Raw genomic sequence first — 13,507 nt, 5'->3', positions numbered from 1 at the left:
TCGTCAGCTCCTTACAACGGCGAGAACTTCGTCTCGGACTGCGGCGACCTTCTCCTCGTCGGCTGCCTCCGCGTTGAGCCGGAGCAGCGGCTCGGTGTTGGACGGACGCAGGTTGAACCACCAGTCCGGACCGCTGACGGTGAGTCCGTCCAGCTCGTCGAAGGTAACACCCTCACGGCCCGCGAAGGTCTCACGCACCCGGGCCAGGGCGCCGGCCTGGTCGTCGACCCTGCTGTTGATCTCCCCGGACGCGGCGTACCGCGAGTACTGCGACAGCACCTCCGACAGCGGCCGGTCCTGCTCGCCCAGCGCGGCGAGCACGTGCAGGGCGGCCAGCATGCCGGAGTCGGCGTACCAGAAGTCGCGGAAGTAGTAGTGGGCCGAGTGCTCTCCGCCGAAGACGGCGCCGGTGCGGGCCATCTCCGCCTTGATGAACGAGTGGCCGACGCGGGTGCGTACGGGCTTGCCGCCGTGCTCGGCGACGATCTCCGGCACGCCCTTGGAGGTGATCAGGTTGTGGATGATCGTGGCGCCGGGGTTCTTGGCCAGCTCCCTGACCGCGACCAGCGCCGTGATCGTGGACGGCGAGACGGACTCGCCCCGCTCGTCGATGACCCAGCAGCGGTCGGCGTCGCCGTCGAAGGCGATGCCGATGTCCGCGCCCTGCGAAACGACCGCCTTCTGCAGGTCGCGCAGGTTCTCCGGCTCGATCGGGTTGGCCTCGTGGTTGGGGAAGCTGCCGTCGAGCTCGAAGTAGAGCGGGGTCAGCTCGATCGGCAGGCCCTTGAAGACCTCCGGGACCGTGTAGCCGCCCATGCCGTTGCCGGCGTCCACGACCACCTTCAGCGGCCGGATGCCCGACAGGTCGACCAGCGTCTTGAGGTGGGCGGCGTAGCCCTCCAGCAGGTTGCGCCGGGTCACCGTGCCCGCGCCCGGCGTGCCGCCCAACCCGGTGTCGAGCAGTTCGGCCGCGTGGTCGCGGATCTGCAGCAGGCCGGTGTCGGTGCCCACCGGCACGGCGCCCGCCCGGCACATCTTCATGCCGTTGTATTTCGCCGGGTTGTGGCTCGCGGTGAACATGACGCCCGGCAGGCCGAGGCTGCCGCTGGCGTAGTAGAGCATGTCGGTCGAGCCGAGCCCCGCGTTGATCACGTCGGCGCCCCGGGAGGTCGCGCCCCGCGCGAACGCCTCCGCCAGCGGGCCGGACGAGGTGCGCATGTCGTGCGCCATCACCACCGATGACGCGCCGGTCAGCTCGACGAAGGCCGCTCCGACGGCCTGTGCGATCTCCTCGTCGAGCTCGTCGGGCACCACGCCCCGCACGTCGTACGCCTTGAAGATCCTGCTGAGGTCGGCCACTGCACGCCCCTAAAAGTCGTTAAGTCTTCGCACCTGAGCCTATAGCGCCCTATCGCCCACGCAGCGGGGTGTCAGCGCTCCCTGTTGGGCTGGGCGGACTTGAGCACTCTCAGGTGACCTCGGCGGCCCACCTCGACCGCCTGGCCGACGGGTTCGCCGGCGGCGGGAGCGGGGCGCGCGGCCTCGCGTACCGCGTTCGCCAGGGCCTCCAGGTCGTCCCCGCTGGGGGTGGCGGACTCGGACGGAAGGCGCACGACCTCCCATCCCCTGGGCGCGGTGAGCCGTTCCGCGTGCTCCGCGCACAGGTCGTAACAGTGTGGCTCGACGTACGTCGCCAGGGGGCCGAGGACGGCGGTCGAGTCGGCGTAGACATACGTGAGTGTGAAGACGGCAGGCTGCCTGCAGGCGGTACGGGAACAGCTGCGGACGGGGCTCACGGAGGGACCGTATCCGGTCCGCGTTCACATTGCCACCACCCCGCCGCTCTTATTGAACGTGTCGCCACAATTCCGCGATCTCTGAAGTCGACATGACGTTGTTGGGCAAAGCGGACACGAGCGGACACGAGCCGTCGGGCCCACCGCATCGGCGGGGTGGGCTCTAAGCTGACTGCGTGAGCGATCGGAGCGGTGACAGGCCGGATCGAGGGCGGCGGGTGCGCCGGCGTGACCGGCATGGCCGCGGCATGCGCGGACCCCTCGCGCCCTCGCACGTCCCCATCGCCAAGTCGCGCGGCGAGCGGTTCGACGACCTGGTGCTCGACGCGGTCGACCGGCTCAAGCCTCGGTGGGGCACCCAGCTCGCGTCGGTCGAGTTCGCGGTCGAGGAGGTGCCGCCCGCCGCGGAGCTGCTGGACGGGCCGGCGCGGCTGTCCTCCGACCCGATCCCCCTGGGACGGGCGGAGTCGGCCTCGGGGGACGAACCCGCCGCCGTGGTGCTGTATCGCCGTCCGCTGGAAGCCCGGGCCCGCGACCGCGAGCAGCTCGGCACGCTGGTCCTCGACGTGGTCGTCGAGCAGGTGGCCAGCCTGCTGGGCCTCACCCCGGAGACGATCGACCCCGGCTACGACGACCGGCACTAGCTCCTTAAGGAAGCACGGCGCCCGGGGAGTCGACGGCCGGGGGCACCAGGGCCCAGATCCTGGCCATGGCCAGCGGCTGCGCGGTCACCATCTGACCATCACCGGCCCCCTCGTCGAGGACGCGCCCGCCGTAGACGGGACCTGAACCCGGCTTCGGCCGTACGACGACGCTGAAGCCGCCCTTGCCGCCCTTCGGCGGCGCGAGCTTGAGCTCCTTGGTGCGGGCGGCGGGCAGCTTCACCTCGACCGGGTCCGGCGCCGCCCCCTTCGTCGGCACCATCTGGACCTCCACGGTGGCCGCCGCGAAGGGCGCCGACAGCACCAGCCGGGAGGTCTGCTTGCCCTCCGCGCGACCGTCCGCGACGACGCTGCCGAGGTCGATGGACGGGGCGCCGGCCGTGAAGGCGACGTCCTGCCGCATGCCCGTTCCGGTGATCTTCAGGCCGGCCACGATCGGGACGTCGGACTCCAGCACCAGCGCGGCCGGCTGGCCGCCGATCCCGGTGGACAGGTCGAGCGAGGACGCCGACCCGGCCGGCACCTCGATCGTCTCCTTGTTCTTCAGCGCGTAGGAGCCGTCCTTCAGCACGGCCTTGATCCGCACGGACGTGTCCCGCTCCCCCGGCGCGGCGACGTACAGCTCCCGCTGCCCGGCGGTGCCGGGAATGCCGGGGACGACGACGCGGGTGGCCGGGGCGGCGGCGACGGGCAGCCAGTCGACGCCCCTGCCCTCGCCCAGCACGGCCTTGACCGCGGCGGCCACCCGGCCGCTGCGGGTGCTCACCTGCAGCGCCATGATCAGCGGGGAGGGCGCGAGGTCGCGCAGCCTGATCACACGGTGCTGGCCGGGCTTGACGACGACGCCGTTGCCGCGCTCGCTCAGCACCGGGCCTTCCCCGGAGTAGACCATGAACGAGACGTTGGCCGGGGCCGCGTCGGGGTTGGCGAGGTAGAGGGTCATCTCCGCCGCGGCCGGCCCCGGCCCGATGAACCAGCTCTCCGCGCCCGGCTCGACGCACCGCACTCCGGCGAGCCCCCGCTGGGCGCCCGACGTCTCCCTGGCGGTCTGGGCGCTCTCCAGCCCGGCGGCCATGGAGCCGGTGGCGTCGACCACGAGAGGCCCGCCCCCGGCGGCGATCTCGCGCTGCCACAGCAGGCCCGGCCGGTCGATCACGGCGTCGCCCTTGCCGCCCTTCCCTCCGCTCCTGTCTCCCGGAGCCTTGATCCCCGACAGGGTGGCGCTTCCGGGGGCCTCGGGCCGTTCGGGGTCGGCCGGGGTCACCACGCTCACCCGGCTGCCGGACGGCGCGGGGCACACGGCGGTCACCGACTCCACCGGCGCCCTGACGGCCTGCGGACGCGCCTGCGCGACCGGCGCGGGCCGGCTGACGAAGGCCACGCCATACAACGCGCCCAGCGCGACCAGCACCAGGGCGAGCAGGCCGAAGCGGTTCTCGATCAGTCTCCTCACGCGGGCACCCGATCTTCCTTGGCCCGGCCTTCCTTCGCCCTGCGGCGGTTGCGCGGGGCCTCCTCGGGGGGCGCGTCGATGTAGTCGCCCTCCGGCTCCTTCGTACGGGCGCCGGGCGAGGCCAGGATCAGCACGAGCACGAGCAGCCCGCCCTGTGCCCACAGCCAGCCCCGATGCAGCGTGCCCGCGGTGGCGGGTGGCGGGGGCACGGTCACCTGACCGGCCACGCGCCACAGGCCGCCCGTCTCCGAGAGGCTCACCCTGACCAGGGCGGGCTGGGAGTCGAGCGCCCGTTGCAGGGCGGGGTCGACCGGGCCCGGCACGGTCACGAAGCGGACCCCGGACGACGCGAGCGTCTCGACGTACGTGCTGCCGCGGCCCGAGGCGAGCCCGGCGACGGCGGTCGTGAAGCGGTCGGTCACGTCGCGGGGTGATTCGAGGTCGGACTCGCCGATCAGCGGGCCCCGGCCGCGCATCAGCGTGTAGCCGACCCTGCCGTCCCTGGGACGCAGCAGGAGCGTGCCCTCGCCGGGCTCCGACTGGAGCTCGGCGAGCACCGGCACCGGGTCGCTCAGGTCGCCGCGCAGCGGGCCCTGCGCGCCTCTCATCACCCACAGCGCGGCGGCGGCGAGCGGGGTCGCGAAGGCGACCACGACGATCAGCATCGCGCCCAGGCGGCGCCACCCTCTCGCCGCCCGGAACTCGGCGATCCGGTGCGCCTGATGCGCGGCGGCCACGAGCAGGCCGGTCGCCGCGAACGCCAGCGGCACCCCCGGCCACGCCGCGATGTTCACCCGGCTGACCACGATCGCCACCAGCAGCCCGAAGAGCATGACGCCCCAGCCGATGGCGACGACCATCTGGTGCCGCCGCAGCAGCAGCGCGGCCAGCGCGACCGCGATGAGGCCCGCGGTCGCCCACACGGGCGGCACCCCCGGCCCGCCGGGGCTCAGCATGAGCAGGTGGTCGGCGCCGAGGCGGGGATCGATGAGGCGGGCGTCGTGCAGGCCGGACTCGAGCAGGATCCGGCCCGGCTCCCTGGCGATCTGCACCAGCCACGGGAACAGCAGCACGACCGGGGTGCCGAGGCCGATCACGAGCGACCGCCTGACGCCCCTGCGGATGCCGCCGAAGGACACCGCGGCGAGCCCGCCGAGGATGGCCACCAGCGCGTACACGAGCGGGACGAAGGCCGTGCCCACGGCCAGGAGCAGGCCGAAGCCCCAGGCGGCCCGCCGCGACCCGGCGATCACCCGCGTGGCGAGCGCCGCGTAGACGGGCAGCAGCACGATCACGATCGCGGTGCCGAGCCGCCCGCCCGCGATCACGCCCGTCGTGACCGGCAGCAGGGCGTAGGTGGCGGCCAGCCAGACCCGCGCGGGCGTGTACGAGATCATCCGCTTGGTCGCGGCGTACGCCGAGATCCCGGCCAGCGGCACGCAGCCGAGCAGCACCACGGCCACGGCCAGCCACGTCTTGCCCAGCGCGACCGCCGACAGCCCGGCCAGCACGGCGACGTACGGCGGCGCCCAGGTCTGCGAGCCGAGCCCGGCGGCGTGGTGGTCTTCGACGTAGAGCCGCCACAGGTCGGACGCGCTCCCGGTGACCGGCACCAGAGCGCCGCCGCCCAGGTGCCCGTCGGACGACAGGAGGGCGGGCAGCAGCGTCCTTTCGGCCGCCAGCGTGATCACCGCGAGGATCAGGCAGAGCACGACGCCGGGGCTGCTGAACACGCGCTGGACGCCGCCGGAGTCGGTCAGCAGCTCGTCGCCGTCGTCCTCCTGGCCGGGGTCCGCGGCCGCGTGGTGGCGGCCCGCCGAGTCGACCGGCCCGGCTCCGGCGAGGAAGCCCTGCACCATGTCGGCCAGCCGCCGCAGCGCGGCGCCCGGCGGGGTGAGTTTGCGGCGGATCGCGGGCCAGCCCTGTTTTCTGCCCTTCTTCCTGGCCTTGCGGGCCCGCCGCAGCCGCCAGGGGTGGCCGATGACCGAGCCGAGCGCGGCCAGCTCGTCGAGGGCGTTGGCCGGCTGCTTGGCCAGCAGGAACAGCAGGGCCCGCAGCGTCGACCCGATGACGTTGCGCAGCAGCGCTCGCACGAGCGCGCCGAACGGCACGTTGGCCATCAGGACGAACAGGCCGTTGCGCCGGTCGAGCCTGCGCGGGTGCTGCTCGCTGGTGGCGATCCTGCGCCGCCGCCGCGCCGACGCCTCGGCGTGCCAGGCCACCGCGTCGCTCACGTTGAGCACGCGGTGCCCGGCCGTACGGGCCCGCCAGCACAGGTCGAGGTCGTCGCGGAACAGCGGCAGCTCGGGGTCGAGGCCGGACAGCTCGTCCCACACGTCCCTGCGGATGAGCATGCCCGCTGTGGAGACCGACAGGACGTCGGCGATCCCGTCGTCATGCTGGCCCTGGTCGTACTCCCTGGGCTCCAGGCCGGTGTCGCGCCGTCCCGACCTGCTGACGGTCACGCCCATCTCCAGCAGCACCCGCCGGTCGAGCCAGTCGCGCAGCTTGGGGCCGAGGATGGCGGCCTTGGGATCCTGCTCGGCGGCCCACAGCAGGGCCTGCAGCGCGTGCGGGTCGGGCGCGCAGTCGTCGTGGAGCAGCCAGACCCACTCCTGCGCGGGCGCGGGCGGCAGCCGCCGCAGCACCTCGTGGACGGCCTCGCCGAACCCGGTCGACCTGGGCAGGGTCAGCACGTTGCCCTGCCCGAACGCCTCGGTCAGCAGCTTCCCGCTGCCGTCACGGCTGCCGTTGTCGACGCCGACGACACGGTCGAGAGGCCGGGTCTGCCGCAGCACCGCTGCCAGCGTCTCCTTGAGCCAGCGGGCGCCGTCGTGAGCGACGACGATCGCGGTCACCGAGTGCACGTCGAGTCCTAGGGGGGTCGTACGGCTGAGCGCCGACCACGATACGGCAACCCGGACTCACCCGATCACATCCAGGCGAAACAGGATGTCAACAGCAACCCAGACAAATGCCCGCAGACAGCCGCGTACAGACATGAGTGCGGGGCCGCGCGTCGAACGCACGACCCCGCTCACGTCGCAGTCATGGACGCCTAGACAGCCTGGCGCTTGATCTTGCGTCTTTCCCGCTCAGACAGGCCGCCCCAGATGCCGAAACGCTCATCATGCTGAAGCGCGTATTCAAGGCATTCGGCGCGTACCTCACACGAACGGCACACCTTCTTTGCTTCCCTGGTGGAACCGCCCTTTTCAGGAAAGAACGCCTCAGGATCGGTCTGCGCGCACAATGCGCGTTCCTGCCACCCAAGATCTTCACCATCGAGCGCCTGTGCCATGACCAGATCGGTCATTGCACACCTCCCTGTCGCTCGCCCGCCCACATGGAGCCCCCCATAAAAACGCCTGCCCTATACCCACCCTCGGGAAGGCGTAACAACATGTCTGTAATTACACGCGCGTGGCGCGTGTGGCGTCAAGCGGCATAACGATACCCGGGGAAAGACCTGCTCGCCCCGGTTCGTAACGCCCCGATCTACGGTCCTATCAGCGTTCGGAACCATACCAAGGGAGGTTGGGGTCGGTTCCGCGGCCTGCCTGATCAGGGGCGGAACCTTCCTCATACTTTGCCTGCGACCGATCCGGGGTGTAGATGGCCGTCGGATCGAGCGGCTCCTCCCTGCGCAGGGGGTCGCTGAGCGGGTCTCCCTGATAGCCGGAGGGGTCGAAGCGGAGCGTCTGGTCGGCGGGGCCGGGCATCGGGGGCTGGAACGGCGCGGGCTCGGACTGGGGGTGGCCGAGCGGGTTGTCGTAGTACTCCGGCATGTCCTGCGGGCCGGTGGGGTGGTCGGGCAGGGCGCCCTGCTGGTAGCTCTGCGCCTGCTGGTAGGCCTGCGCGAGCTGCTGCTCCCTCGGGTCGGCCGGGGCCTCGTACGCGGGGGGAGCGTCGAAGGCCGTGCCGCCGGCCGGGTGCTCGCCGCCCGGGCGGGCGAACGCCTGGCCCGAGTAGCCGGAGAACGGCGAGCCCTGCCCGTAGGACTGGTCCTGCCCGTACGACTGGTCCTGCCCGTACGACTGATCCTGCTCGTACGGCCTGGCCTCGGGAGCCGGGCTCGGGCTGTAGGAGGAGGGCTGGCCGTAGCCACCCGAGACGCCGGGGGCGTTGGAAGCGCCGGGGGGAGCGCTCGGGATCTGGCCGTAGCCGCCGGAGCCGGAGTCCGTCTGCTGGCCCGCGTAGCCGTACTGGTCGAACACCGGGCCCTGCGGCGGCGGGGAGTAGTCGGGCCGCTGGGGCGCCGCCGCGGCCTCGGGCTGCGCACCGTAGGCGCCGTAGTCGGAGTAGTGCGCGCCGGTCTGGACGTCCTGCAGCGACGGCCGGGGCGGCTGCTGCGAGTGAGCCGGGAGCGGGGCCGGAACGGGCGCGGGGGCGGCAGCCGGGGTGGGAGCCGGGGCCTGCGCGGGCTGCGGGAGGAACTGCGGGGGCTGCGGCGCGGTCGGGGCGGGGTTGTAGGAGGGCTGCTGCTCGTACTGCTGTTCCTGACCGAACTGCTGCTCGTACTGCTGTTCCTGGGCGTACTGCTGCTGGTGCTCCGGATACCGGTGCTCGGCGGGCGGGAGCTGGGGGTGAGCCGGCACCGGCGCGCTCTGCCCGTACGCGGGCTGGCCCTGCGGCTGATTCTGCGGCTGATTCTGCGGCTGGCCCTGCTGCGGAGTCTGGGGGGCGCTCTGCGGCGCGGCCTGGGGGACGTTCTGGACGGGCGCCTGCTGAGCGGGCATCGGGCCGGGACCCTGCTGGGGAGCGTGCGGAGTGTGCGGGTCCTGCGGGCCGTAAGCGCCCTGCGGCACCTGCGGGCCCTGCGGAGTTTGCTGGGGCGGCAGGCCCGGAGCGTACGGCTGGGGCGGGTAGGCGTCGTCGCGCCTGCCGAAGAAGTCGCCCGCCGGTTCCCTGGCGGGCTGGAGCGCCGACGCCGTGCTCAGCGCGTACAGCGCGCCGAAGACGGCGAGCGCGACCATCGGCAGTCCGGTGATCAGGTATTCGAACCGGTCGCGGAACGTGGGCAGGTCGCCCACGAGCACGCCCAGCAGGGCGATCACGCCGAAGACGATGCCGAGAGCGAGCGACCCGGCCGCGCCGAGCGCCACCAGGCGGGCCCGGGGGGTCGGCGCGCCTGCCTTGGCGACGAGCAGCACGGCGCCGAACGCGAGCGCGGCCGACACCGGGGACACGAGGGAGTAGAGGTTCGCCGCCGCACGGATGCCGAAGGTGCTGCTCACCGTCGATCCGATCAGCATGCGCGCGATGCTGACGAGGACGCTGGTGATCACCACCGCGAGCATCGTCCACGCGGCCGGCTCTCGGAGCCGGCCGGTATCGACCTTGAGCACGACTACCCCCATCGGTCCAAACGGCACTCGGGGAAGTTTTGCACATGACTGACTTAAGCGTCGTCAGACCCAGCAACCTCACAAGCCGAACACACCCTACATATCGCTGTTCGTCCCGTTCCTGGGGTGGGTGTCGGCGATCCCGTGGGCGGCCGGTGGAAGACTGGCGGCATGCGCATCGTGTCCCTCGCCGGAGGAATCGGCGGCGCCCGGTTCCTCCGAGGTCTCAAGGCGGCGGCCCCCGATTCCGAGATCACCGTGATCGGCAACACCGGCGACGACATCACTCTCTTCGGCCTGCGCGTGTGCCCGGACCTCGACACGGTCATGTACACGCTGGGCGGCGGCATCAACGAGGAACAGGGTTGGGGACGGGCAGGTGAAACGTTCACCGTCAAGGAGGAGCTCGCCGCCTACGGCATGGAACCGCAGTGGTTCGGCCTCGGCGACCGCGACTTCGCCACCCACATCATCCGCAGCCAGATGCTGGCGGCCGGTTATCCGCTCTCGCAGGTGACCGAGGCCCTGTGCGACCGCTGGCGGCCCGGGGTGCGGCTGCTGCCGATGTCCGACGACCGCACCGAGACTCACGTGGTCGTCTCCGACGAGGCGGGCAGGAGGGCCATCCACTTCCAGGAGTGGTGGGTGCGGCTGCGCGCCTCCGTGCCTGCCGAGCAGATCGTGCTCGTCGGCGCGGACGAGGCCCGGCCCGCGCCCGGTGTGCTCGACGCCATCGCGGCGGCGGACGTCGTCATCCTGCCGCCGTCGAACCCGGTCGTGAGCATCGGCACGATCCTCCAGATCCCGGGCATCCGGGCGGCCCTTGAGGACAAGACGGTCGTCGGCGTCTCCCCCATCATCGGCGGCGCGCCGGTGCGCGGCATGGCCGACGCCTGCCTCACGGCGATCGGCGTGGAGACGAGCGCCCAGGCCGTCCTGGAGCTGTACGGCTCCGCGCTGCTCGACGGGTGGCTCGTGGCCGAGGAGGACAAGGGCGTGGCGCTTGACGGCGTGGTGGTGGAGGCCCGCCCGCTCCTGATGAGCAATCCCGAGGCCACGAGGGACATCGCCGCCGCGGCCCTCACCCTGGCCCGGTCGCTGAAGTCCTGACGCAGATGGCAGAGGAGCACATGCCCCAGATCACCGTCAACGGCGTGCCCGGCCTGCCCGAGGTGCGGCCCGGCGACGACGTCGCCCTGCTCGTGGCGCAGGCCGCGCCCGACCTGCGGGACGGCGACATCCTGGTCGTCACCTCCAAGATCGTGAGCAAGGCCGAAGGCCGGATCAGGCAGAGCGCCAGCGATACAACACAGCGCGACAGCCGTACGGCCGCGATCGAGGAGGAGACCGCGCGCGTGGTCGCGCGGCGCGGGGACACGGTCATCGCGCAGACGCGGCACGGCTTCGTGATGGCCGCGGCCGGGGTCGACGCCTCCAACACCTCTCCCGGCACCGTGCTGCTGCTGCCCGAGGACCCGGACGCCTCGGCGGGCCGCATCCGCCGGGGGCTGCGCGAGCGGCTCGGCGTGCGGGTCGGTGTGATCGTCTCCGACACCTTCGGCCGGCCCTGGCGGCACGGCCTGACCGACGTCGCCATCGGCGCGTCCGGCGTACGGCCGCTTGAGGACCTGCGTGGCGGCACCGACGGCTACGGCAACCCGCTCAACGCGACCGTCACGGCGCTGGTCGACGAGATCGCGGCGGCGGGCGACCTGGCGAAGGGCAAGCTGTCGGGCGTCCCGGTGGCCGTCGTGCGCGGGCTGGGCGGCCTGGTGACCGACGACGACGGCCCGGGCGGGCGGGTGCTCGTCCGCCCCGCCGACGAGGACATGTTCCGGTTCGGCTCGGCCGACGTCGTCTTCGCCCGCCGCACGATCCGCGAGTTCTCCGACGCCGAGGTGGACCCGGCGGCCGTACGGCGGGCCGTGGCGGCGGCCATCGCCGCGCCCGCCCCGCACCACACCACGCCGTGGCGGTTCGTGCTGCTGGAGACCCCGCGGGCGCGTACGGAGCTGCTCGACGCGATGCGCGACGCCTGGATCGAGGACCTGCGCTCCGACGGCTTCTCCGAGGAGTCGATCGCCAAGCGGATCCGGCGCGGCGACGTGCTGCGCAACGCGCCCTACCTGGCGGTGCCGTGCCTGGTGATGGACGGCTCGCACACCTACAGGGACGACCGCAGGAACGCCGCCGAGCGGGAGATGTTCGTGGTGGCCACCGGCGCCGGCGTGCAGAACTTCCTGGTCCAGCTCGCCGTGCAGGGGCTGGGCTCGGCGTGGGTGTCGTCCACGATGTTCTGCCGCGACGTGGTGCGCAAGGTGCTCGGCCTGCCGCAGAACTGGGACCCCATGGGCGCCGTGGCCATCGGCCATCCCGCCGCGCCGCCGAAGGACCGGCCGCCGCGCGACCCGGCCGACTTCTACGTCGTCAGGTGACCGGCGAACAGGTGGGGTGACACAGCCGCCGGGCCAGCGCCGACAGGAACACGTCGATGATCTGGCCCGGCTCCTGGGCCACGTAGAGCTGGCCGTTGGTGGCCGAGACGATCTCGCCGAGCGCCCGCCGGTCGGCGGCCTTGCCGAACGCGACCACGATGATCTGCACCGGCCTGTCCGGATCCCACTCCTTGCGGAGCTTTCCGACGAGGTCCCGCCGCGACACGCCCTTGCCGTCGTCCACGCCCGCGGTGAGCACCAGCAGGGCGTTGCTCATCTGCGGGTCGTAGCCCTTCGACACCGCACGGAAGCCCGCGTCGATCGCGTCGTACAGCGAGCCGGTCCGGCCGGCGCGCGCCCTGATGCCGTCGGCCACCCGGAACAGGGCGGTCTTGCGGATCTCCTCCTGGCCGTCGTCGGGCTTGCCGATCGGGCCGAGACCGACGAGCTCGCGGTGGTCCGCGCCGCCTTCCAGGTCGCGGGCGAACTCCCACAGGCCCATGTGGGTCTCGTTCGGGAAAAGCTGCAGGCCGAGCTTGGCCGCCTCGACCGCGACGTCCAGCCGGGTCTTCCCGCCGTGCCCGCTGATCGGTTGGGCGTTCTCCTCGGACACGTCGGCGAGCACGAGGAGACGGCTCGGCGGGGCGAGCCGGCTCCACGCCTCCAGCGCCTCGTCGATCACCTGGGCCGTGATCGACGGCCGCGGGCGCGGCACCTCGGTCGAGATGCCCGCGCCGGTGTCGAACGGCGGCTGCCCGTCGGCGCCCCGGAACCCGGCCTTCCGTACGGCCTCCTGCGTCGCCGCCGACCGCAGCCAGGCCGCGAACAGCCGCGAGGCCGCCGCCCGGCCGGGGTCGGCGGCCGTCACGACGTACGGATAGTCGAGGTTGATCGTGCCCTCCTTGGGCTGGAGGGCGACCACGGGCTCGGCGCCGCTCTCGCGGTTGTGCGCCCACACCGACTGCTCGGGGACGATCACCACGGGACGCGACCAGAAGCCGGGGGCGTCCACCGCGCCGAGCATGCTGCGGTAGTCGGGGGCCGACCCCGACTGCGCCATCCGCACGAACGCCGTGAGGTCGCGGTCGGCCCTCTCCCCCGAGCCCACGATGTCACGGGCCGCCGCGACGGTCGCGATGCCCGCCCCCGACACCGACGGGTCGGGGATGCGCACGATGTCGGGCTCGTGCTCGGTGGGCTGGAGGCGTCCCCGCACCGTGGCGGGGAAGACCATGTCCCAGCTCATGGCCGTCCCCCCGGCGGCGAACCGCTCGGCGAGCGAGCGCCGGGTGGCGAAGACCAGCGGGGAGGTCGCGACCACGGTCTCGTCGGCGGCGATGTCCTGCCCGCCCTGCGCGCGGGCCAGCCGCACCCAGACGGACGAGTCGGCGATCCATCCGTCCGGGCGGTCGGGCAGCACACCGGCCCGGTCGCCGATCAGCGTGCGGAGCACCGGCGCCGGGGGCTGCTCGGCCACCTGGACCTGGACGCACCGCCCGTCCACTCCCGCGCCGGAGGCGTTGAACCGCTCGGCCGCGTCCATGACCGGCCGCGCGACGTCCACGGCCGCCGCGACGCTCACGAGGATCGGGTCGCGGGCGGAACACGTTCCCGTCGAGCGCGTGAGGAAAACGGCGATCCCCGCCACGACGATCGCCACGGCCGCCAGGGCCGCGGCCCCGCCCTTCCATCTGGCCTGCCTGCGCCGCCGCTCGACGGCGAAGGCGGCGCGGTGACGACCGGACGGCACGGTGCGGGGTCCCTTCCCAGGCTCATCGACGGCACTGCGATTCTGCCCGCCCACCCCGCGTAC

10 protein-coding genes are annotated in these 13,507 nt (G+C 72.8%); 3 read left to right on the top strand and 7 right to left on the bottom strand.

Going from position 1 to position 13,507, the window contains the following annotated elements:
- Positions 1–3: 3 nt before the first annotated feature.
- Both HCK04_RS15800 and HCK04_RS15795 read right to left on the bottom strand, forming a co-directional pair.
- On the bottom strand, positions 4–1,359 hold the full coding sequence (locus HCK04_RS15800; RefSeq protein WP_142648094.1) for a phosphomannomutase/phosphoglucomutase: 1,356 nt from the start codon (positions 1,357–1,359) through the stop codon (positions 4–6).
- Between the two features lie 71 nt (positions 1,360–1,430).
- Complete coding sequence (locus HCK04_RS15795; protein WP_142622849.1) at positions 1,431–1,796, bottom strand: DUF3499 domain-containing protein; 366 nt, start codon at positions 1,794–1,796, stop codon at positions 1,431–1,433.
- 248 nt (positions 1,797–2,044) lie between these two features.
- Between HCK04_RS15795 and HCK04_RS15790 the strand changes: the two genes are divergently transcribed.
- Positions 2,045–2,440 (top strand): metallopeptidase family protein, encoded by a 396-nt coding sequence (locus HCK04_RS15790; RefSeq protein ID WP_168065971.1) that lies wholly within the window; start codon positions 2,045–2,047, stop codon positions 2,438–2,440.
- Between the two features lie 4 nt (positions 2,441–2,444).
- On the opposite strand, the gene HCK04_RS15785 is transcribed toward HCK04_RS15790, so the two are convergent.
- From HCK04_RS15785 to HCK04_RS15770, 4 genes are all read right to left on the bottom strand, one after another.
- The gene (locus HCK04_RS15785) at positions 2,445–3,911 is read right to left on the bottom strand and encodes a DUF5719 family protein (protein ID WP_142648092.1); all 1,467 of its coding nucleotides are present in this window, start codon (positions 3,909–3,911) and stop codon (positions 2,445–2,447) included.
- Positions 3,908–6,778 (bottom strand): glycosyltransferase family 2 protein, encoded by a 2,871-nt coding sequence (locus HCK04_RS15780; RefSeq protein ID WP_142648091.1) that lies wholly within the window; start codon positions 6,776–6,778, stop codon positions 3,908–3,910. Before HCK04_RS15780 ends, HCK04_RS15785 begins: the two co-directional genes overlap by 4 nt.
- A 191-nt stretch (positions 6,779–6,969) precedes the next feature.
- Positions 6,970–7,227 carry a WhiB family transcriptional regulator gene (locus HCK04_RS15775; RefSeq protein ID WP_079313297.1) on the bottom strand — a complete coding sequence of 86 codons (258 nt, stop codon included), beginning with the start codon at positions 7,225–7,227 and terminating at the stop codon, positions 6,970–6,972.
- A gap of 193 nt (positions 7,228–7,420) precedes the next feature.
- Positions 7,421–9,259, bottom strand: a complete 1,839-nt coding sequence (locus tag HCK04_RS15770) for a hypothetical protein (protein WP_168065969.1) — start codon at positions 9,257–9,259, stop codon at positions 7,421–7,423.
- Positions 9,260–9,430: 171 nt separating this feature from the next.
- Between HCK04_RS15770 and cofD the strand changes: the two genes are divergently transcribed.
- Together cofD and HCK04_RS15760 are read left to right on the top strand one after the other, a co-directional pair.
- Complete coding sequence (cofD, locus tag HCK04_RS15765; RefSeq protein WP_142648090.1) at positions 9,431–10,369, top strand: 2-phospho-L-lactate transferase; 939 nt, start codon at positions 9,431–9,433, stop codon at positions 10,367–10,369.
- Positions 10,370–10,389: 20 nt separating this feature from the next.
- Entirely contained in the window at positions 10,390–11,694 is a 1,305-nt protein-coding gene (locus HCK04_RS15760; protein WP_142648089.1) for a coenzyme F420-0:L-glutamate ligase, read from the top strand.
- Here HCK04_RS15760 and HCK04_RS15755 read toward each other — a convergent pair.
- Positions 11,687–13,444, bottom strand: coding sequence for a substrate-binding domain-containing protein (locus HCK04_RS15755; RefSeq protein ID WP_142648088.1), 1,758 nt, complete (start codon positions 13,442–13,444; stop codon positions 11,687–11,689). The two genes, HCK04_RS15760 and HCK04_RS15755, sit on opposite strands and share 8 nt — an antisense overlap.
- Positions 13,445–13,507: the final 63 nt, after the last annotated feature.

It is taken from the genome of Microbispora sp. CL1-1, assembly GCF_012034195.1.
Classification (GTDB): Bacteria; Actinomycetota; Actinomycetes; order Streptosporangiales; family Streptosporangiaceae; genus Microbispora.
This window is presented reverse-complemented; position numbering and strand designations above follow the sequence as displayed.